This is a genomic window from Actinoplanes lobatus (genome assembly GCF_014205215.1).
Taxonomy (GTDB): Bacteria; Actinomycetota; Actinomycetes; order Mycobacteriales; family Micromonosporaceae; genus Actinoplanes; species Actinoplanes lobatus.
The window spans coordinates 7,758,874-7,779,137 of record NZ_JACHNC010000001.1 but is presented as its reverse complement, the minus strand read 5'-3'; the positions used below and the strand labels follow the sequence as shown (position 1 = coordinate 7,779,137).

Here is a 20,264-nt window from a genome sequence, read left to right as displayed (position 1 = left end):
TACTCCCTGTGCCGCGCCGGCGATTCTGTCGTACCCCGGCGGTAGGTTGCGCGGCGTGGAGAACACGGGAACAGAGGACAGTCTCATCCTGCCGGACGCCTGGCTGGAGCACCTGCATCCGCGTCGCGGCGGCGCCCGGGTGCGGCCGTTCGTGGCCGATCCGCAGGCGCGCACCCGGGTCGACAGGATGCTCGCCGAGCGACAGCACCGGGTGAGCCAGGTCCTCGCCGCCCCCTCCACACCGGAGGCCTTCCGGGCGGCGGCAGCGGAGTGGCTGGCCGGGGCGGCCGTCCCGGTCGGGGCCGCCGCCGTCGCGGCGATCGCGGCGCGAGACGCCGCCGACGAGGCCGCGCTGGCCGACGTGTGGATCAGCGAGCACGGGCTCCGGTTCGCGGCACTCGCGGCGGTCGAGATGGCATCGCTGCTGATCATCGACGACAGGCTGCCACTCGCGTGGCGGCATGCCCCCACGGCCGATCCCGGGATCCGGCGCCGCCCGCAGACCGCCCCTCTCGACGACGAGCCGCCCGGCCCGGCGGTGCTGTTGCGGGTCCGAGCGGCGCTCGCCTGCGCGCCGCAGCCCGAGTTCGACCAGGTCGTCGCCGCGCTGGCGACCTTCCGCTCCGGGTTCCTGTTCGCCCGGGCCGCCTGCTCGGTGCTGGTCCCGCGGCCGGACTGGGTGGAGGAGGACGTGACCGACGCGCTGAACGCCGACGACCGCCCTCGCTGCGGGATGCTGCTCTACGCGGCGCGGACACCGGAGCAGGCGGCCCAGCTTGCCAGCCAGTTCGGTCTCCCGGACCTGGACGTGGACAGGGAACTCGTGCTCGCCCTTGTCGACGGCGTCGGTGTGGCCGTCGCACCGACCCTGTTCTACTGGGTCGACCGGGGATTCCCGCGCTACGCCGGCCGTGGCGCCGAACAGCGTGTTCTCTCCGTGCTGGCGGCGTTGCCGGGCGATGACGTCATGCGCGGCCTGCTGGCCCGTTCCGGTTCACGACCTGTCCGGGCGGCTCTGCTGGAGGCGGCCGAGCGGTTCCCCGTCCGGGCCTTGCGGATCCTCGCCGAGGAGGACGACGAGTTGCTGCGCTCGCACGTGGGCCGGTATCCCGACCTCGCCGATCAGGTGATGCCGCTGCTCGGCCCGGTGGCCGCCGGGCGGGTGCGGGCCATCGTGGAGGCCTGGGGCAAGGTGGCGGCCGCTCCACTGTCCGCGGTGCCGCCGGTGCTGGCCGACCCGCCCTGGCGGAACCGTAAGAAGGCCGTGAAGCCGCCGGTGGTCGCCGGGCTGACCTGCGCCGACGCGCCCGCGCTGAGCTGGCTTCCGGGCGAGCGGCAGGAGTGGGCGGATACCTACGTGTACTACCACGAGGAACCCGCTACCGACTGGCTCGCCGTGGCGGAGTCGGTGATCAACGGTGTCGGCCGGTGGGACGACGCTCCCAGCAACCTGTTCACCCGCGGCCCTGAGGAGATCGCTCGCCAGACACTCCCCCGATGGCGGCCGCGCACCGACTACAGCACGCCCCGGTGGCTCAGGGCCACCGCGGCACGACTCGGCACCGACGCGCTCCCGACGGTGCTGACCCTGGCCCGGGCGACACCCGCCGACTACGGCCCGTTGCTCATGCCGTTCACGTCGCTTGAGGTGGCGACACTGATGGCCGACTGGTCGGCGCGGCTCAAGTCGGTGCGCAGCCTCGCCCAGCGGTGGCTGGCGCGGCATCCCGCGGCGGCCGCCCGTGCGCTGATCCCGGCGGCTCTGGGCCGGGCCGGCACGGCCCGCCGGCAGGCCGAGCGCGCCCTTCTCCTGCTGCACGACCACGGTCACACCGAGCAGATCCGGGCGGCCGCCGCCGGCTACGGCCAGGAGGCCGCCGCCGGGGTGGAGGCACTGTTCGTCGCCGACCCGCTGATGGCTCTTCCCGGCCGGATGCCGGCACCGCCGGAGTGGGCGGCGCCCGGCGTGCTGCCGCCGGTTCGGCTGCGTGACGGGTCCGGGGCGCTACCCGTCGAGGCTGTCGCCAACCTCCTTCTCATCCTGATGATCTCCCGGTCCGACGACCCGTACGCGGGTCTCGAACCGGTCCGCGAGGCCGTCGAACCGAACGATCTGGCCGAGTTCGGGTGGGCGCTGTTCGAGCTGTGGCAGGCCGCCGGAGGCGTCGCCAAGGACGGCTGGGTGTACGACGCGGTCGCCCTGACCGGCGACGACGAGACCGCCCGGCGGCTCACCCCACTGATCATGGTCTGGCCCACCGAGGGCCGCAGCGCCGCCGCGGTCTCCGGGCTGTCCGTCCTCGTCGGCATCGGCACCGACGAGGCGCTCATGCAGGTGCACCGGATCTCCCAGAAGGCCAAGTCCAGACCGTTGCGCGAAGCCGCGACCGCCCGGATCGCCGAGGTCGCCGAGGCGCTCGGGCTCAGCGCCGAGCAGCTGGCCGACCGGCTGGTCCCCGACTTCGGGCTGGACGCCGACGGCCGGCTTCGGCTGGACTACGGTCCGCGGCAGTTCGTGGTCGGGTTCGACGAGCAGTTGCGGCCGCTCGTGGCCGACGCGGACGGCAAGCGGCTCAAGGCGCTGCCCAAACCGGGGGCACGGGACGACGAGGAGCTCGCCGAGGCGGCCTACCGGCGGTTCTCCGCCCTGAAACGGGACGTCCGCAAGATCTCCACCGAGCAGGTCAAGCGGCTGGAACAGGCCATGGTCACCGGGCGGCGCTGGACCGGTGCGGAGTTCCGTCGGCTGTTCGCCGAGCACCCGCTGATGTGGCACATCGGCCGGCGGCTCGTCTGGGCCCGCTTCGCCGGCGACGGCGCCGTGGTCGGTGCACTGCGGATCGCCGAGGACCGCAGCCTCGCCGACGTCGACGACGAACCCGTCGACCTGGGCGACGACGACGTGGTCGGCATCGCTCATCCGGTCCAGTTGGGCGTGGGCACGTCCCGATGGGCGGAGGTGTTCGCCGACTACGAGATCATGCAGCCGTTCCCCCAGCTCGGGCGGCCGGTGTACACGCTCACCGAGCAGGAGGCGGCCACCGGGCGGCTGGAGCGGTTCGAAGGCGTGACCGTGCCGACCACCAAGGTGATCATGTTGGACCGGCGTGGCTGGATCCGGCAGGAGGCGGCGAACGCCGGAATCCAGCGCGGCTTCGACCTGACGGCCGGGCCGGGGCAGATCCTGTCCGTCGACCTCGACCCGGGCATCGTCGGCCAGGTCGGCTACGACGCCGAACAGAAACTGGTCGCGGTCTACCTGCACGACGGCAGCGCCAGTCGATGGAACCTCACCGGCGAGCAGACACTGCCACTGGCCGGCCTGGACCCGGTCCTTGCCTCGGAGGTGCTGCGCGACCTGACCGACGTCACCACCTGACAGCCGGCGCCCATGGCGGTCGTGGGTCGTCACCACGCCTGACAGCCGGCGCCCATGGCGGTCGTGGGTCGTCACCACGCCTGACAGCCGGCGCCCATGGCGGTCGTGGGTCGTTGCCGATCTTGAACTTCGGTAGCGTGTGCCGCCATGGGACTCCGGGATCGTCTCACCGTCGCTGATGCCGCCACCGGACCTGTCGGGTGGCGGACCGTGGCGAAACAGGTCGTGCTGCTGTCGCTCGCGGCCGTTTCGGCTGCGATGTGGGCGGTCGGTGTGACCATCCTGCAGCCGTTGAGCGAGCCGGAGGGCCCGGCCGCCTACGGTGAGAACAACACCTACTGGGCCCGCGAACTGCGCTGGGGCGCGCTGATCGCCCTGATCCTGATGGCGATCGTGTACGCCCGCGGCGACCGCAGGGCGACCCGCGCCGTATCGGCCGGGGGACTGCTGTGGCTGGGCGCCGACCTCGGCCTCGACCGGATCGATCAGGACTCCGGCACGATGCGGCTCGCGATCGGTGCGGTGGTGGCGATCCTCGCCGGCTCCGCCGCCGTACGCGCGTTCTCCCGTGTGTCCCGCCCGGGGACGCTGCTCACCACGGCGACCGTCGCGGCGGTCGCGTCCGGGTTGGTGACGATCACCGAGTCGCCGACCGACACCGAGGTGGCCCTCCACCTGGGCAGCGCTGCGGTCGGGTCCCTGCTGGCATCGGTCGCGGTCGCCGCCGCCGTGCGCGCTGCCCCCGTCGTGAGCCTGACCCGGGTCGCGGTCGGTGTTCTCCTCACGGCGGCGCCGTGGTTGCTTCGATACGTCTCCCCGCAGCCCTCGGCGGGGCGTGTGATCGGGGCCTATGCCTTCACGGTGCTGCTCGTGGTGATCGTCGTCGCGATCGCTCTCCGCCGGAACGACCACACGCCGGTGGCGGTGATCGCCGCGCTCGTGCTGCCGGTGTTGTGGCTGCCGCTCACACTGGCGACCATCGTGCTGCGGACCGGAGCGCCGTTCACCGCGCTCGCCGCCAACCCGCCGGCCGACGCCGCCGACGAGGACGTCGTACTCATCCTGGTGGCGATCCCGATCGGCCTGATCCTCGGCCGCATCTTGCGGGCTTTCGCCTCCGACCGCCCGCTCACCGCCCCGGATCGGATGCCGAGCCGGTGAGCCGGATTCTGCTCGTCCGGCACGCGATGCCGGAGATCGACCCGGGCGTTCCGGCGGAGCTGTGGCGGTTGAGCGCGGCGGGCCGGGCGGCCGCCCGTGAACTGGCGCTGCTGATCCAGCCGGGGGCGCGGTTCGTTTCCAGCCCGGAGCCCAAGGCGATGGAGACACTCGCTCAGATCGCGGGAGATACGAGGGTGGCTGTCGATTCCGGATTCGCCGAGGTGCGCCGCCCGCCGGCGTGGACCGGTGGTGACGTTTACCGGGCGGCCGCCCGCGCCTACCTGAACGGGGCCGACCACGAGGGATGGGAGCCGCGGGACCAGGTAGTGGGCCGCTTCGCCGCCGCTGTGGACAGGCACGCCGCGGCCGGGGGCACTCTGGTCATCGGGACGCACGGGCTCGCCGGCACGCTGTGGCTGGCCAGCCGGCATGCCGTCGGGTGGCCCGCCGAGCAATTCTGGGAGGCGCTGCGGTTCCCCGACCTGATCGAGGCGCCGTAGGCCGGGCGTCGAGCATGTCGGATCTGGCAGCCGGGCAGCTGAGCCCTGGGTGGCTTGAGTTGTCGGTCGGCTGAGTCGGTCGGACCTGGCAGCCGGGTGGTGGGGTTGTGGCTTGAGCTGTTGTCACCTGATCGAGCCGGGCCCCTGGCCGGGCCGCCGGATCGCAGCCACTCGGCGGCATCGGCGTCGCTGTCGATCAGCCGAGCCGTGTGCTGCTTGAGCTTGTGATTTAACCCGTGCGGCGGGGCCTGGTGCCCTTCTCGTGGTGGGCCGGTCGTTGGTGGGCTTGGCCGGTGACGAGGATGAGTCCGACGTCGTGGCGGGTGGCCGTGTGCCGGTTGCGGGAGCCGGGTGGGCGCCCGGGGCCGGGTCGGCTGGGTTTCGGTGCACGCGCTGGCGTGCAGCTGGTCGCGCGGAGGTACCGAAACCCCGCCGGATCCGGGCCGGAGTCAATCGCTCGGCCGGGCCCGGGCGCTCCCAGGGGCGGCGCAGGTCTGGGGCGAGGGGCCGCGCCAGGCGCAGCTGGGTGTGCGCGGCCAGGATGAGCCAGGTCCACCGGTCGGGCGCGGCCGGGTCCCGTAGCTGCAGGACGGTCCAGCCAAGGTTCTGCTTGATCATTCTGAACGTGTGCTCGATGTCGAATCCGCGCCGGAACACCTGCCAGCAGCGGTCGACATCCGCTGGGGTGGCGTCGGTTTTGGACCACGACAGCAAGACCGGTTTCGGTTCGCCCCGGCTGGGTAGGGTCGCCCGGCGCAGGACCCGGTCCGAGCGCATCCGGCCCAGGATCTCCACCGGCAGATCACGGAGCAGCCAGGCGATGCGCGGGGCTTCGTAGCCGGCGTCGAGCACGATCAGGATGTCGGGTTCGCCGGGCTGCCACCGCCCGGCGGCGACCAACCGGCCGACGAGCCCGCGGATCTGCGTGCAGGTGAGGGCGGTCAGGTCCGCGGCCGGCGTCGAGCAGGGCAGTCCACGAGGTGCGGCCGGGTTCCAGAGCGGCGATGAACGAGTACGGCCAGCCCGGGTCATCCGGTGTTCGTCCTTGCCCCGGCCGTAGGTGTGACAGAACGAGCGGTCCGGGCTGGTGTCGGCGTCCGGGCGCAGCCACGGCGACACGTCGACGGCCAGCATCAACCGGCCATCCACGGCCCGCGGCAGCGGCAGCCTGCCCAGGTCACGGCGCAGCGCCTCCACGTCGAGGCGGCCCTGGTTGAGCGTGTCGTACCGGGCGCCGTGCCCACGCCGATGTTCCGGGACCAGCGACAACCCGACCAGGGTCTTGGCCGGCCCGTCGGCGTACAACAGGGCGTCGGTCAGCTCGAACAACGTGTCCGCCCGCCGGGTCATGTACCGGTAGAACCGCTTCCGAAATCTGCCGGTCCATCGATAGCCGTCGCCTGGTCCGCCATGGCCCCAACAGCGACCATTAGTCAGTAACGGACACGGGCCCGCCGTCGAGGTCGTTTCAATGCGAGGTCAGCGGCCGCAACTTGAAGATCAGGATGCCTAGATACTTGTTCATCCACGCCTGCTTGTGCGGGTATCGTCGAGCGGCTTCCTCGTCGAGATGTGGCTCGGCGGCGGTCTCGATCCACAGTCCTGCTGCGCTGAACGCATTCAGCAGGTCGGACATGGTGTAGGTGCGTTTCGTCAGTGCGATGTGCTCGTTCCAGCCGGTGCGGTAGGTGTAGTCGACCTTGGAGAAGTACTCCTCACCCAGCGTGGTCCCGTTCTGTTCAGCACGTTCGACGGCGTACCGGATCGGCTGAGTTCTCGTGAGCAGGATGAATCCGCCCTCGTTCAGCATCGCCCTCGCGGCACGCAGGGTGTGCACCGGGTCCTTCGCGTAGCCGAACGACTGCAGGAACAAGATCCGATCGAACGTACGACCGCTCAGACCCGGCAACGACCCCGGATCGGACAAGTCACCCCTGATCAACTCGACGCGCGGCGGCGGGGAGGTGAGGAAGTTTCCCCCGACGTCGACACCGACCGACGCGCCCGCACCGTCGCGGGCGAGTTCGGCGAGCTTGCCACCGTTGCCGCAGCCCAGGTCCAGAATCGAGCACCCGGTGACGTCACCGAGAACCTCGCGCTCGGCCGGCCACTCCACCAGCCTGTCCAGCGAGTCCTCCCGGGCACGCGCACGTTCGTAGTCCGCAGCGAGATCCCGCCACGCCTGACTCGAATCCTGAGTGTCGCGTGTAACCATGCACCGGAGAGTAGCCCTCGCCGAATCCGCTGAATCCATGGCAGACGGCCAGCAGGGGTTGAATCACAAGCTGAGCTGCCGAAGTGCTCGGACGGCGGCAGGATGTGCTCGGCGATGCCGCGGTGTCGCGTGCCGGGCTCGCGGGCGATCCGGTCCTCGGGGTATCTCGGTGCCTGCCGACTACGCGGCTCGTCGTGGCCGCGTTGTGTGCCCGTACGCGAGCACGGGTTTGAAATGATTATGGCGTGCGAATCGGAATGATCATGTTGATCCTGCTGGCCGTGCCGCTCCAGGCCTGTAGCGCTGAGCACGATGAGGCGCCCTCGTCGCCGCCCTCGTCCCCGGTCGCGTCCGTCGCGGTGAGTACCGAACCGCCGGTGACGCCTCCGCCGGCGGTTCCGGGTGAGCTCGCACGCTACGAGTTCGACGGCGCCTTCACCACCAGCAGCCACGGCGGGAAGAAGCCGGAAGCCGGCATCGGGTACGGGGTGAAGGCAGCCTGTGTGGGAGCGGGCAATGCGACCTTCAACGTCAGCGGGGACGGTGCCGCCAGGATCGTCGAGTTCACTTTCCCCTGTGACGGCGTCGCCATCTTGAACGGACTGGGCACGCTACCGCCCGGCTCGTCGATCCAGGTGGACGCGGTGGACGTCCAGGAGGTGTCCAGCGCCTGGGCTGTCGTCGCCCCGCTGGACGCCCTGCATTAGCCGGGGATCGTCAACCGGAGTTCGCCGACCTCGCACCGCCCGCTGATCGGGCAGCCCCGCGCCGGTTGCGGGCTGTTCGGACGGCCCTATGCGGTGGCGGAGAGGCTGGCGAAAGCGGTCAGCGGCAGCAGCAGGAAGACGCCGGGGATCAGGGCGCTGCGCCAGGTGCGGGTGGTCAGGCGGGCCACGGTCTCCGCCAGGAACAGGACCACCAGCACCGACGCGGCGGCCAGGCCCACGGGGCGGCGGACCGTGCCGATCAGCAGGCACACCGCGGCGCCCAGCTGGACCGCCGCGAACGGCCGCCACAGCCATGCCGGGTAGCCGTAGCGGCCGGGGACGTCCAGCTCCTTCACGTAGTCGGCAGGCATCCGCAGCTGCACCGATGCCTGCCAGATGAGGAACAGGCCGGCGAGCACGGGGAGCAGTAGGAGGTGTCCGTCGGTCACCCGGACACCCTACGTGCCGGCGATCAGTCGAGGTCGGCGGACTCACTCAGGGCGATCCGGGCGTACGTTGTCTCGCTCTTGAAGTCCATCCAGGCGTCGAAGTTGGCGAAACCGACATCGGTGGACAGCATCCGGTCATGGATCGGGAAGGCGCGCAGCGGTGCGATCGCCCGGGTCATCTCGATGGCCTCGCGGTGCTTCGCCCACGGCGCCGAAGCCGGCACCAGCAGCGTGGTGACGGGCGTTTCCGGTACGAAGTACGAGTCGCCGGGGTGGTAGACGCCGTCCACGACGTAGCCGAGGTTGGTGCACCCGGGCAGTCCGTCGATGATCTCGGCGTGCTGCCCGCCGACCGCGGTCACCTCGAAGCCGGCGGCCTTGAACTCGTCGCCGGCGCCGACCACCGTGGCGGTGGGCAGTAGTGCCAGCACCGGCTCCGGCGCGAAGATCTGCAGTTGACGTGTTGCTGTCAACTCATTGATGCGTTCGGCGTCAACATGGTCGTCATGTTCATGGGTGATCAATATGTCCGTGACCCCGTCGAACGCCTCCGCCTCGGTCCACACGCCCGGATCGATCAACAGACGACGATCGCCGTTCTCGATCCGGACACAGGCGTGGGTGAATTTGGTCAGTCGCATCGCCTCACCCTAGTAGTGCTCTGCCGTAGGTGCCCGGAGGTTTTTCGTCGATCGGATCGAGGGAATGCCGATGTCGACAGACCCGCTTCGCAGGCTGTCCGTGGGGGCGTTCCTCCAGGCCACAGCGATTCGGCAGAGCATGTCAGCGGTCAATCCGCTGGGTGGCCCAGGGCCGCGGCGTGGTTCGGGCGGTGCCTGCGGCGCGCTGGGCTCGCATCGGGGTGAGTCATCGAATCGACCCTGGCGAGATCGCGCAGCAACGTGCTGGTCCGTCGCTGTTCGGCCGGATCGCCGAACGGGGCCGCGGCGAACTCGGTGATGCCGGTGTCCTCGAGGCGACGGACGGCACGTGCCACCGTCTCCTCGTCGCCGACGATCGCGACGTCGGCCGGGCCGGTCACGCCCTCGCGGTCGAGAACCGCGCGGTACTCGGGGACCTGGCCGGCCATGCCGAACCGCTCCGCGATGCGGGAGCGCGCGCCGGCCTCGTCGCCGGTGACACACACCGGCAGGCCCGCGACGATGCGCGGGGGAGCGGGGGCCGCTTCGCGGATCAGGGGTACGACGTGCGACTCCAGTGTCCGTGGACCGGTCATCCACGTGATCGCGCCATCGGTGGACGATCCGGCCAGGCGCAGCATCGCCGGGCCGAGGGCGGCCAGCAGGACCGGTGGGGGTGCGGTTGCCGGCAGTTCGACCGTACCGATGCTGGTCAGAAATCGACCGGTGTGGGTGACCGGCTCGCCGCGCAGGAGCGGCAGCAGGATGGATAGGTATTCGCGCAGGTAGCGGACGGGTTGGTCGGTGGGGAGGCCGAACATGCCGCCGGTCATCGCGCCGATGCCGGCGCCGATGCCGAGGGTGAGGCGGTTGCCGGTGGCGGCCTGGACGGAGAGCGCTTGCCCGGCCAGCAGTAACGGATGTCGTTGCCGGACCGGGACGACCGCGGTGCCGAGGCGGATGCCGGGCGCGTGGGTGCCGGCGACGACGAGGGCGGTGAGGGCGTCCCAGCCGAGGGCCTGCGCCGTCCATACGCCGAGGCCGTCGGCGGCGGTGACCTGGTCTTTCAGGTCGGATGCGGTCGCCGGGCCCCGTACGTCGCCGATCATGATGCTGATGTCCATGGGCGTTCCCCTATTCGGAGTGGTTCTCCGGTACGATACGGAGAGGTTCTCCGGATGGGAAGAGTGGGATGAGAAGCGACGCACGGCAGAATCGCGACCGGGTGCTGGCCGCGGCGCGGGAGGAGTTCACCGCGCGTGGTGCGGCCGCCTCGCTCAACAAGATCGCGCAGCGGGCCGGGGTCGGGCCGGGCACCCTCTACCGGCACTTCCCGTCGGCGCAGGCGCTGCTCGTCGCGATCATCACGGAGGACGTGGCGGCGCTCGTCGATCACGGGCGTGAACTGCTCGGCCATCCGTCGCCGGGCGAGGCGCTGCGGATCTGGCTGCGGGCCGTGGCGGTGCACGCGAGCGCGATGCGCGGGCTGGTGGCGACCGAGTTGCTGGGTGCGGATCCGGCGCTGGCCGAGTGCCATGACCGGATCCGGGCGGTCGCCGGAGACCTGTCAAAGCGTGCGGGGGTCCGTGACGATGTGGACGATATGTTGACCGTCGTCAACGCGGTGGCGTGGGCGAGCGAGCGGCTTCCGGGGGATCAGGGACGCCTCGACCGGCTGCTGACCCTCGTCACCCGGGGACTGCCATGATCCGATAGCGTGCCGACTCGTGAACCCCCTGCTGAGAAGGTTCGTCGATCTCATCGAGGACGGGCTGGCGCCTGACGGCTTCGTACGCCGCGGGCCGGTCTACCGGCATTTCGACGCCGACGGGAACGGCATCGCCCTCGACATCCAGCGGACCACCGCGATGTACGGGGAGGTCGAGTTCTTCGTCAACGCCGGGGTGCTGCTCGGCCCGTACGTGCGGTATTTCCTGGACGACGAGGATCCGCGCCTGGACGTCATGCCGCACCACGGTGTCTGGGAGCACCGCCTGGTGGCGGGGGACGGCGACCACCTGTTCTCGCTGGCCGACGAGGCCGGCACGGACCGTGCCGCCGAGGTCGTGCTGACCTGGACCCGGGCGAATCTTCCCCGGCTGAAGGGCTGGCTCGGCGACTACGACGCCATGCTCGCCGCTGTTGCCGAGGACGGGGAACGGGCCAGGCAGGCCCGCGCCGCCCAGCTCGCCTCCGGGAAGTGGAAACCCGGCCGCTGGCCCGACGGGACGTGGCGCGAGAAGGTCATCCGGCTCTACCGGGATGCCGAGCGCGGCGACGTCGGCGCGGTCAGCGCGCTCATCGGGACTCCGAAGGCCGTCGACCCGGACTCGGTCCACGCGGCCGCGCTGGCCTACGCCGAACAGCGCCGCACCGAACGGAAGGGCTGACCGTGGGGTACTCGGGTCTGGTCGTCATCGCGCGTACCGGTGACACCCGCCTCGACGATCTGGCGTGCATCGAGGATCTGCTGGTCGTCGCGCGCGGTGACCTGCGGGTGGGCGGCTGGCGGATCGGCCTTCTCGGGCAGAACGACGACACGTCACCCGGGCGGCTCGCGGCGGATCTGGCGCTGGAGACGGCGTCGCCCGCCATCGCGATGTGGGTGGTGGACAGCGACTGTGCCTTCGCCGTGGCGGAACACCTCTCCGGGGAGCGGGTCGAGTTCTACCTCAACGAGGAGATCGTCAAGGATCTGGCGGGGGACGACTTCGAGCCACTCAACAGCGAGGCCGTCGCCGGGCTGATCCGCTGGGCCGGCGGCGGTGACCCCGATCGGTTGGCGGCCGCCCTGGAGGAGAGTCCCGGCCCGTTCGGTGACGGCATCTACGGGTTCGCGGAAGCGCTGGGAATCGGGCCGTTGTCCCCGTCCTGACCGGCGGCACGGTTGCCGCCCGGGCGCAGCAATCCGCTGATCATGATCAGCGCCGCCACGTTCGCGACGAACAGCGCGCCCGCGATGATGGCGAACTGGCTGGGCAGGTCGTATCGCAATCCCAGGGCGCCCAGGCCGGCCACCCCGACGGTGACCGAGGCCGTGATCACACAGCTGGTCAGATGGGCTGCCGGAGTGCGCACGCCCGCGACCATGGTCGCCGCGGCCGGGCAACTCAGGGCGGCCAGCACGGCCCCGAACAGGATGGCGAGAACGCTGTAGGCGCTGCCGGGCCCGGACTCGGCGTCGGTCACGGCGGCGAACAGCGGCAGACCCGAAACCATGATCATCAACAGGGCGACGACGGCGTCGACGAGGAGGATCGCCGACGCGAGGACTGCGGATGCCACGATCGGGCCGCGGTGATTGCGCTCGAACATGCGCGGAACGTAGCAGTGCTCCCCACGCATTCGTGATCTTCGCCGGCCATCTACACGACCTCTGCACCGTCTGTTCGCAGAATCCGCGGACTCGACTTCGGCCGGGTGACCAGCCGATCTCGACGGTGAAGGACCATGCCCTGGCCGCGGCCGTCCGGACCGCTCGGATGCATGCCGGCAGGCGCCGGATATCGTGGGAGGTGATGAGTGATCTTGCAGAGGTATCGGAAAGACTCGATGCCGGTGACCTGAACGGCGCCATCCGCGCGCTACTGACCGCTGCGCCCGGCGCACCGACCGTGGAACTGGCGGCACTATTGGCCCGCGCCGGGCGCCTCGCCGGCTTCGACGACCTGGCCGAGGCTGCCGACGCGGTGATCTCCGACCCCGGTGACGCTGTATTCCTCTACCAACTGGGCTGGGCCTGCATCGAACGCGGCATCTCCCGGATCGCCATCCCGTTATTGGAGGCGTCCCTCGAGGCGGCGCCGGGCCGCCGCCAGATCGTGACCGAACTGGTCGCCGCCTATGAGGACGACTACCGCTACGGCGATGCCGTCGCGGTCCTCGAGGCGAACGACGCCGGCCTGCAGGACTGGCCGGACCGGTACCTGCTCGCCCTCAACAGCGTCATGTCCGGCGATTTGGATCGGGCCCGCCAGGTCACCGGACGCCTTGCTTCGGCGCCCCCTGACTGGGTTCACGCACACGAGCGCCTGTTCGGCATGCTCGAGCGCGCCAGGACCGTACCCGGCACGCTCGATCACCAGGCGCTGCGATCCTGGCACTACGTGCTCAACGGCGGTGTCCTGCTGCATCTGTCCCCGTACGGGTTCGACGAGCCGATGCGCGGCCGCTACGCGTACCTGCACGACAGCCTGGCCGCATTGCGCCGGACCATCGATCGCCTCCGGGTCGTCGTCGAGGCCGTCGGCTCGTCCGCGTCGACCGTCAGCCTCCTGCCCGACCGCGGAAGCTTGATCTTCGGCCTGGCGCTGGCCTCCGCCCTTGACCTTCCCGCCCAGCCGTATGCACCCGGCCGCCACGACACGATCATCGCCGCCTACGACCTGTCCGCCCTCACGGTGCCCCTGTCGCCGCTGGTCGAGCGCACGCCCGGCACGCTGCTCGTGGAGCATGCGACATCGTGGACCGACCCGGGGCCGCTCGCTCCGGACGCGACCGGGCTGCTGTACCAGTCGCTGGTGCCCGCGTGGGGCGAGCGCATGCGCTTCCCGGCCGGCGGTGAGCCGGAGCAGGTCCCGGCGGACGACCGCCCCGTCGAGGAGCTGGCCGCCGCCGTAGGGGAGACCACGCCCGACGAGGACGAGGTGGCCCCGGGCGACACGTCGGCGGACCTCGCGGCCTTCGCGGCCGGGCTCGCAGGGCAATGGCCTCTCACCGGCCGCCGTGACCGTCTGTGGTCCCCTGGCCCCGTGTCGAGTGCCCGCTTCCGCTGAGCCTGTTTCCCATCGAGTGATCACTGTCTACTGCGAAGCTGCGGTGCGATCTCCGAACGGACTCATGGCATAGAACAACCCGGGCCTTCGTGCCGACGTGTTCGCGCCGTCGCCCCCGACGGTTCGAGGCCGGGGGCGACGGGTGGTGGCTCAAAGGATCGCGCAGGCGGTGCCGTTGAGGGTGAAGGCGGTCGGGACCGGGTTGGTGCCGGTCCAGCTGCCGAGGAATCCGAACGTGGTGGAGCCGCCGGCCGGGACGTTGCCGTTCCAGGAGGCGTTCGTGACCGTGACCGCGGTGCCGGTCTGGGCGGGCGTGCCGCCCCACAGCTGGGTGATCTTCTGGCCGCCGGTGAACGACCAGTTCAGGTTCCAGCCGGTGAGCGCGTTCGTGCCGGTGTTGCCGATCTTGACCTCGCCCTGGAAGCCGCCGGGCCAGCTACCGGTGACCCGGTAGGTGACGGCACACGACGACGTGCCGGTCGACGGGCTGACGCTCGCGGAAGGGCTGACACTGGTCGAGGGGCTGACGCTGGTCGAGGGGCTGACGCTGGTTGAAACGCTCGCCGACGGGCTGACGCTTGTCGAGACGCTGGCCGACGGCGAACTCGGCGACGGTGACGTCTCGATCTTGCTGGGGTCGACCACACCCCAGTACGCCTGCTTCGCCTGCAACCGCGTGTCGAACAGCAGCGGCGCGTCCTTGCGGGTCACCGGGAACGTGTCCAGCCACGTGTTGTCGTCGGCCAGGCCCCACAGTGTCACCGAGGTGATCTCACCCGGGTACTTGCGGAACAGGGCGAACATGTCGCGGTACACGTATGCCTGCTTGAGAAGACGGTCCGCGGGCGGGGTCGTGAAGTTCTCACTGTTGCTCGTGTAGATGCTGACGTCCATCTCGGTGATCTGCTGATCAATGTTGAGTGGAATGAACTTCGTCAACATTGATTCAGTCTCGGCGATGGTCGGCCAGTTCACGTTGATGTGCATCTGGTGGCCGACGCAGTCGATCGGTACACCCTCCGCCTTGAGCGTGCTGACCAGGTTGAAGAGGAAGTCACGCTTGGCCGCCACGTTGGTGTTGTAGTCGTTGATGCACAGCTTGGCGTGCGGCGCCACCTCACGTGCCACCCGGAACGCGGTCCGGATGTAGTCGAGACCGGTCACGTTGTACCAGTTGCTGCGCCGGTTACCGTCCGACTGGCTCTCGTCGATGACCTCGTTGACCACGTCCCACACGCCGATGTCGGTGCCGTAGTGGGCGGCCACGTTGCGGATGTGGTTCTCCAGCCGGGCGAGCAGCAGTTCCTTGTCCTCGGCGGTGGCGGTCATCGGCTGACCGTCGGCGCCGGTGAACACCCAGGCCGGCGTCTGGTTGTGCCAGACCAGCGTGTGGCCACGGACGGCCAGGTTGTTCGCCTTCGCGTACGCCATCAGCGGGTCCGCCTGGGCGTACGTGAAGGTGTTCTCGGACGGCTCGGTGGCGTCCCACTTGAGCGCGTTGCCCGGGGTGACGCTGTCGAAGTGCTTGTTGAGCAGCTGACCGTGCTCGGTCACGATCTCCGCACCGGTGATCGCGGCACCCACCGGGAACTCGGTGACCACGTCCTTCACCGACGGGATCCCGGTCTGGATCGGCAACGCCGGCACATAGCTGGCGGTCACGTCGTCAATATGGAACGAGCCGGTCGTCGACGAGGTCTCCACATAGACGCGCAGGAACTCGACGTCGGAGGCGAGTGTGTACCGGCCGGTCAGGTTCACCCAGGATCCGCTGGTCACCGCGGTGTTCCCGACGACCTGGTCGTAGGCGGCGACGCCACCGGTGCGGCGCTCCACACTCAGGCGGGCGTTGTCCGAGCCGCTGGCCATCCGGACCCACACCGAGATCGTGTAGGCGGTGCCCTTCTCGAAGGTGTTCAATACGTCGAGCGACGGCCCCTGCCAGGCCGCGGTCCGCCCGGAGACGAGCAGGCTGCCGGTGCCGCCGTGCGCCTGGGCGGTGCTGTGCGCGAGGGTCTCGGCCGACCGCCCGGCCCAGCCCTGGACGGTTCCGTCCTCGAAGTCGCTGGTCAAGACGGTGATGGGGGTGGGGTCGTCGGCCGCATGGGCGGCCACGGTGACGGTTACGGCGGCCGCCGGGATCGCCACCAGGAGGGCGGCTATGGCCAGCCGGGGGAGAGCGCGCATTCGCGGCTCCTTCGGGGGGTCGTGACGGGGATAGAGCGACATCGTTGCATGGGAGCGCTCCCATTACAACGGCGTTAAATCGGACGCCGTACCCGCCGAGCCGCGCGGTCTCCGTGCGCCCGCACCGGCATGCGGCGGTCGCCGGATTGGCCGGCGCCGCTACGCGGTGTCCTGGTCGGCGGTGACCCGGCGCCGCTACCCGTTTGTTCTGGTCGGCGGTGACCCGGCGCCGCAACTCGGTGTCTTAGAACGGTGCCGACCCGGCGCCGCTATTCGGTGTCCAGGACGGTGTCGACCCAGCGGCAGAACGGGTCGCGAGTGCCGGGGTCGCCCATCTCGGCGGGCTCGGGCACGACCTCCAGTGCGGTCTCCGGGATGGTCACCTGCTCGCCGAAAGTGCGGCGCAGCCAATCGCGGTAGGGCGCGTTGACGATCTCGTGGTCCTCGCCCGCCGGTTGCGGCGGGGCGCCGAATTCCGCGTTCCAGCAGATGGCCCGGTAGCCGATCGCCAGCAGGCGCAGGAAGTCCAGCCCGTTGTCGGCGAGTACGCAGGTCATCATCGAACCGCTGCCCGAGCCCAGGTGAACGATCCTCGTCCGGCCGTCGTCGTCGCGCCACAGGGCGGCCATCGAGCCCTCCCCGCCGGTCTGGGCGAACGGCCACAGTCGCGCACCGGGGTCGCCGGTCGTGGTGCCGAACCAGGAGGCCACGTACGAGGCCGTCTGATCCGCGGTGAAACCGCGCAGCTCCACACGCGTGCCCACCCAGGCATCGCGGCTGATGGAGCCGTAGAGGTCCCCGTCGCGGCCGGTGACCACGAAACCCTGCCGGCCGACCCACTCGAACAGCAGGCGCAACGGCTCGGGTAGGTCGAACCCGGCGGGCACCCGCGACAGCGTCCGGCTCAGGAAGTCGCTCACCGTGACATCGTAGGTGGCCAAAGTAGGCACCCACCCCGCGCGGACGTCACGGCTGCGTGGTTGATGATCGTACAACCGCTTCGGCACCCGCGGGCCAGGGGAAACGAACCAGGAAAAGTGCTGGTACCACGTGGTTAGGCTGCGGGGACATGCCGGTGCGACGTAGCGCGGCCTGCGTGGGTGTGGCCGTTGTCGTGGGGCCGCCGGCTTCAGCGGCCCCGGGCCGAGCCGTCCGGGCTGGACACCGCCTTCCTGCCGGCCGCTTCATCAGAGACACGGCGGCGAGGTCGGGCAGAGCCGGATTGCCTGGCTCGGGGCCGGGCGGCGAGGGCTTGGCCGGCGTAGTCATCGACGTGGCGGGTGAGGGCGGCCGGCGCGGCCCGTAACCCGGGTGGCGGTCGGCGCTGGTGAGTGGGGCCCCGAAGGCCGGAGGAGCCCTGCCGCGTGCGGCGGCCGGATGACGGGAAGACCTCCATACTGGAGTCCTAGGATGCTCTAGCGGTGGTGCGGTCGGTCGCGTCATCCACGGACTTCGTCGAGGAGGCGGTACAGGGTGATCCGGCAGTTCCAGTGGCGTGACTACGAGGCCGTGACCGGGGTGTGGGAGTCGGCCGGGCGCGAGGTGGTGCCCCGTGCCGAGTTGGAGGCCAAACTGGCCCGTGACCCCGAGTTGTTCCTGGTGGCCGAGACCGGGCGGCGGGTCGCCGGAGTCGTGATGGGCGCCTACGACGGGCGGCGTGGCTGGATTCTGCGGTTGGCCGTTCATCCCGACTACCGTCGCCAGGGTCTCGCCTCCCGGCTCGTCGCGGAGCTGGAGGCGCGGTTCGTGCGGCTGGGGTGTCCGCGGGTCAACCTGCTGGTGATGCCGGACAACGAGGCGGGGCTGCGGTTCTGGCAGGAACTCGGCTATCTGCCGTGTCCCGACGTGTTGTGCACCAAACCGATGGGTACGCCGGTCAGCCGGGGCTGAGGCCGTTGAGCAGCGCGGTCAATCCCGCGCCGAATTCCGTCTCCGGTGTCACCGCGGCCGCGTCCCGGGCGGTGCTCGCCATCAGTGGGAAGTCGCTCTGTGTGGCGATCACCTTGGTGCCCGGCCCGGCCAGCGGACCGAGGTGCTGCAGCTGGAGTACGCCGACCATGTAGCCGGTGATGGCGCGCAGCGCCGTGACCCGGGCCGGTCCGGTGTGGCCGGCCGCGGTGAGGATCCCGAGAACGGTTTCCGACCAGCGGAGCAGGCTCGGTGAGCGGTGCCGGTGTGTCATCAGCAGCGGTACGACGGCCGGGTGGGCGCTGACAGTGATGCGTACCCGTTCGGCGAGCGTCGTGATGCTGTCGCGCCACGGCGTGTCGTCGCCGGGTGGGCGGGTGTCGACGTCGGCCAGGACCAGCTCGACGACCAGGGCTTCCAGTTGGTCGCGGCCGTCGACGTACCGGTAGAGGCCCATCGTGCTGGTGCCCAGCTCGGCGGCGACCGCACGCATGGTGAGCGCGTGGAGGCCCTCGCGGTCGATGACGGCGAGGGCGGCGGCGGCCACCTGGCCGGTGGTGAGGGAGCGCGGTCTCGGCATGGCGCGGACAGCGTACCGTCCCCTTTTAAGCGTACGATGTACGCCTACGATGTTTTGGAGGCCACATGCTGTCGCTCACCTCCGTCCAGAACGGCGCGCCGGTCCCCGTACCGGATCCGGTCCGCATGGTCCACCTGCAGTTGCGCCGCTTCGCCGGCTGCCCGATCTGCCACCTGCATCTGCGGTCGTTCGTCCGCCGCCACACCGAGATCGAGTCCGCCGGCATCCTCGAGGTGGTCGTCTTCCACTCCACCGTCGAGGAGTTGCGGCCCCACGTGGCCGACCTGCCGTTCCCGGCGGTCGCCGATCCGCAGCGGCACCTGTACCGCCGCTTCGGCGCCGAGCCGTCGGTGCGTTCGCTGGTCGATCCGCGGGTGTATCCCTCGATCGTGCGGGCCGTCACGGTCGGCACTGTCGAGTTCCTGCGTGGCCGGGCCAGACCGCCGTCGCGCACTCCCACCGGCGGGCGCCTGGGCCTGCCCGCCGACCTGCTGTTCGCGCCCGGCGGCGACGTCGTGGCCCGCAAGAACGGCGTCCACGCCGACGACCAGTGGACCGTCGACGAGGTCCTGGAACTGGCCCGATGATCACCGTCGAGCGGGACGCCACACAGTACGAGGTGGTCAATGTCGATCGGAGGTGGACCAGGTCTTCCTAGGACGGCTTACGTGAAGTGCGGAGCCGCACTTCACAGCGCCGGCTTCGCCGACTGATCCCCGAACAGGCAGCTCCGGATGCCCGGAGCGTGGTGATCATGCCGAGCCGCGCCTGGTGGGTACAGGTCAGGCCGGACTCGATCGGGCCGGTTTCTCCGCCAGGCGGCCTTTTCCGCCGGGACGACACCGACCCCGGCAGCGACGCCACCGCGGTTCGCCGCCGGGTATCGACGGGATCAGTGGCGGCGAGGGGCCGGACCGGGCGTCGACGGCTGACGGTCCCGGATCATCCGGGACCCGGCCAGGTGACATCGTCGATGGCGAGCCACGGTGCGGCGGCGACCGCCGCGGGGGTGAGGCCGGTGAACTCGCCGGCGTCGCGGTGCAGGTGCGACTGGTCGGTGTACCCGGCCCGGGCGGCCACGTCGGCGATCGGCCGCCCGGCGGCGAGCAGGTGGGCGGCCTGGTCGAAGCGGGCCAGCCGAGCGGCTCGCTTGGGGACGATGCCGAGCTGGGAACGGAACCGGGACCACAGGCGCTGGCGGCTCCATCCGACCTCGCCGGCCAGGTCGTCCACCCGGATGCGGCCGTGGCTGGTGCGGATCCGTCGCCAGGCGTGGGCGACCTCCCGGTCGACGGTTCGCCCGCCGTCGAGCCGGCGGCGGAGGACCTCGGCGGCCGTCGCGAAACGGTCCTCCCACGAGGTGGCCGCACGGAGGCGGGCTTCGGCGTCGTGGCCCCAGACGTCGTGCAGGGCGGTCACCGTGCCGGTCAGTTCGGTGCAGGAGCCCAGGACAACGGTCGCCACGGTCGGTTCGAGGCGGACCTGTAGCAGGTCACCGTTCGTTCCGGCGGTGCGGACGGCACCCGGGAGAAGCCCGATGACGGTGCTGCCGGCGATCCTGCCGGGGCCGTCCGGGGCGAGGTGGACGGTGAATTCGCCCGGGCCCAGGTTGAACAGCAGGGTGACGGCCGGGTGGGCGATCATCGCGATGTCGACGGGCCCGGACGCATGGTGGCTGAAGCCGGCCATGCGGACACCGGGCAGGCGATGTGGGGTGCGCGGAACGGTGACGTTCACGTCCGCCCAGTCGAAGGCCGCCACG

20 protein-coding genes are annotated in these 20,264 nt (G+C 70.6%); 10 read left to right on the top strand and 10 right to left on the bottom strand.

Features of this window, described 5'->3' with window-relative positions; all coding sequences use genetic code 11:
• Positions 1-55 precede the first annotated feature (55 nt).
• From BJ964_RS35710 to BJ964_RS35700, 3 genes are all read left to right on the top strand, one after another.
• Positions 56-3,379, top strand: coding sequence for a DUF4132 domain-containing protein (locus BJ964_RS35710; RefSeq protein ID WP_229807250.1), 3,324 nt, complete (start codon positions 56-58; stop codon positions 3,377-3,379).
• A 147-nt stretch (positions 3,380-3,526) separates the two neighbouring features.
• On the top strand, positions 3,527-4,540 hold the full coding sequence (locus BJ964_RS35705; RefSeq protein WP_188124761.1) for a hypothetical protein: 1,014 nt from the start codon (positions 3,527-3,529) through the stop codon (positions 4,538-4,540).
• Positions 4,537-5,040 carry a histidine phosphatase family protein gene (locus BJ964_RS35700; protein ID WP_188124760.1) on the top strand — a complete coding sequence of 168 codons (504 nt, stop codon included), beginning with the start codon at positions 4,537-4,539 and terminating at the stop codon, positions 5,038-5,040. The genes BJ964_RS35705 and BJ964_RS35700 overlap by 4 nt, the downstream gene beginning before the upstream one ends.
• Before the next feature lie 123 nt (positions 5,041-5,163).
• On the opposite strand, the gene BJ964_RS35695 is transcribed toward BJ964_RS35700, so the two are convergent.
• Together BJ964_RS35695 and BJ964_RS35690 are read right to left on the bottom strand one after the other, a co-directional pair.
• Positions 5,164-6,390, bottom strand: a complete 1,227-nt coding sequence (locus BJ964_RS35695) for a transposase (protein ID WP_188124759.1) — start codon at positions 6,388-6,390, stop codon at positions 5,164-5,166.
• Positions 6,391-6,508: 118 nt separating this feature from the next.
• Positions 6,509-7,255 (bottom strand): class I SAM-dependent methyltransferase, encoded by a 747-nt coding sequence (locus tag BJ964_RS35690; protein WP_188124758.1) that lies wholly within the window; start codon positions 7,253-7,255, stop codon positions 6,509-6,511.
• Between the two features lie 245 nt (positions 7,256-7,500).
• On the opposite strand from BJ964_RS35690, the gene BJ964_RS35685 reads away from it, so the two are divergent.
• Positions 7,501-7,962, top strand: coding sequence for a hypothetical protein (locus BJ964_RS35685; protein ID WP_188124757.1), 462 nt, complete (start codon positions 7,501-7,503; stop codon positions 7,960-7,962).
• A gap of 86 nt (positions 7,963-8,048) precedes the next feature.
• On the opposite strand, the gene BJ964_RS35680 is transcribed toward BJ964_RS35685, so the two are convergent.
• The 3 genes from BJ964_RS35680 to BJ964_RS35670 all read right to left on the bottom strand — a co-directional run bounded on the left by BJ964_RS35680 (position 8,049) and on the right by BJ964_RS35670 (position 10,176).
• The gene (locus BJ964_RS35680) at positions 8,049-8,411 is read right to left on the bottom strand and encodes a DoxX family protein (RefSeq protein WP_188124756.1); all 363 of its coding nucleotides are present in this window, start codon (positions 8,409-8,411) and stop codon (positions 8,049-8,051) included.
• 23 nt (positions 8,412-8,434) lie between these two features.
• Complete coding sequence (locus BJ964_RS35675) at positions 8,435-9,052, bottom strand: MBL fold metallo-hydrolase (RefSeq protein WP_188124755.1); 618 nt, start codon at positions 9,050-9,052, stop codon at positions 8,435-8,437.
• A gap of 149 nt (positions 9,053-9,201) precedes the next feature.
• The gene (locus tag BJ964_RS35670) at positions 9,202-10,176 is read right to left on the bottom strand and encodes a TIGR03564 family F420-dependent LLM class oxidoreductase (RefSeq protein WP_188124754.1); all 975 of its coding nucleotides are present in this window, start codon (positions 10,174-10,176) and stop codon (positions 9,202-9,204) included.
• Positions 10,177-10,244: 68 nt separating this feature from the next.
• On the opposite strand from BJ964_RS35670, the gene BJ964_RS35665 reads away from it, so the two are divergent.
• Genes BJ964_RS35665 through BJ964_RS35655 form a run of 3 tightly spaced genes read left to right on the top strand, consistent with a single transcriptional unit; the run spans position 10,245 to position 11,927 of the window.
• Entirely contained in the window at positions 10,245-10,760 is a 516-nt protein-coding gene (locus BJ964_RS35665) for a TetR/AcrR family transcriptional regulator (RefSeq protein WP_188124753.1), read from the top strand.
• Positions 10,761-10,779: 19 nt separating this feature from the next.
• Positions 10,780-11,442 carry a hypothetical protein gene (locus BJ964_RS35660; RefSeq protein WP_188124752.1) on the top strand — a complete coding sequence of 221 codons (663 nt, stop codon included), beginning with the start codon at positions 10,780-10,782 and terminating at the stop codon, positions 11,440-11,442.
• A 2-nt stretch (positions 11,443-11,444) separates the two neighbouring features.
• Positions 11,445-11,927 (top strand): hypothetical protein, encoded by a 483-nt coding sequence (locus BJ964_RS35655; protein ID WP_188124751.1) that lies wholly within the window; start codon positions 11,445-11,447, stop codon positions 11,925-11,927.
• Here BJ964_RS35655 and BJ964_RS35650 read toward each other — a convergent pair.
• Positions 11,879-12,367, bottom strand: a complete 489-nt coding sequence (locus BJ964_RS35650) for a hypothetical protein (RefSeq protein ID WP_188124750.1) — start codon at positions 12,365-12,367, stop codon at positions 11,879-11,881. The two genes, BJ964_RS35655 and BJ964_RS35650, sit on opposite strands and share 49 nt — an antisense overlap.
• Before the next feature lie 203 nt (positions 12,368-12,570).
• On the opposite strand from BJ964_RS35650, the gene BJ964_RS35645 reads away from it, so the two are divergent.
• Complete coding sequence (locus tag BJ964_RS35645) at positions 12,571-13,827, top strand: tetratricopeptide repeat protein (RefSeq protein ID WP_188124749.1); 1,257 nt, start codon at positions 12,571-12,573, stop codon at positions 13,825-13,827.
• 150 nt (positions 13,828-13,977) lie between these two features.
• Here BJ964_RS35645 and BJ964_RS35640 read toward each other — a convergent pair whose 3' ends face one another.
• Both BJ964_RS35640 and BJ964_RS35635 read right to left on the bottom strand, forming a co-directional pair.
• Positions 13,978-16,014 carry an endo-1,4-beta-xylanase gene (locus BJ964_RS35640; RefSeq protein ID WP_188124748.1) on the bottom strand — a complete coding sequence of 679 codons (2,037 nt, stop codon included), beginning with the start codon at positions 16,012-16,014 and terminating at the stop codon, positions 13,978-13,980.
• Between the two features lie 269 nt (positions 16,015-16,283).
• Entirely contained in the window at positions 16,284-16,934 is a 651-nt protein-coding gene (locus BJ964_RS35635; RefSeq protein ID WP_188124747.1) for a hypothetical protein, read from the bottom strand.
• Between the two features lie 553 nt (positions 16,935-17,487).
• Between BJ964_RS35635 and BJ964_RS35630 the strand changes: the two genes are divergently transcribed.
• The gene (locus BJ964_RS35630) at positions 17,488-17,904 is read left to right on the top strand and encodes a GNAT family acetyltransferase (protein ID WP_188124746.1); all 417 of its coding nucleotides are present in this window, start codon (positions 17,488-17,490) and stop codon (positions 17,902-17,904) included.
• On the opposite strand, the gene BJ964_RS35625 is transcribed toward BJ964_RS35630, so the two are convergent.
• Complete coding sequence (locus BJ964_RS35625) at positions 17,891-18,502, bottom strand: TetR/AcrR family transcriptional regulator (protein WP_188124745.1); 612 nt, start codon at positions 18,500-18,502, stop codon at positions 17,891-17,893. The two genes, BJ964_RS35630 and BJ964_RS35625, sit on opposite strands and share 14 nt — an antisense overlap.
• Positions 18,503-18,567: 65 nt before the next feature.
• On the opposite strand from BJ964_RS35625, the gene BJ964_RS35620 reads away from it, so the two are divergent.
• Positions 18,568-19,089: an AhpC/TSA family protein gene (locus tag BJ964_RS35620; protein WP_188124744.1), complete on the top strand. Its 522-nt coding sequence runs from the start codon at positions 18,568-18,570 to the stop codon at positions 19,087-19,089.
• A gap of 355 nt (positions 19,090-19,444) precedes the next feature.
• Here BJ964_RS35620 and BJ964_RS35615 read toward each other — a convergent pair whose 3' ends face one another.
• Complete coding sequence (locus BJ964_RS35615; protein ID WP_229807251.1) at positions 19,445-20,263, bottom strand: helix-turn-helix transcriptional regulator; 819 nt, start codon at positions 20,261-20,263, stop codon at positions 19,445-19,447.
• Position 20,264: the final 1 nt, after the last annotated feature.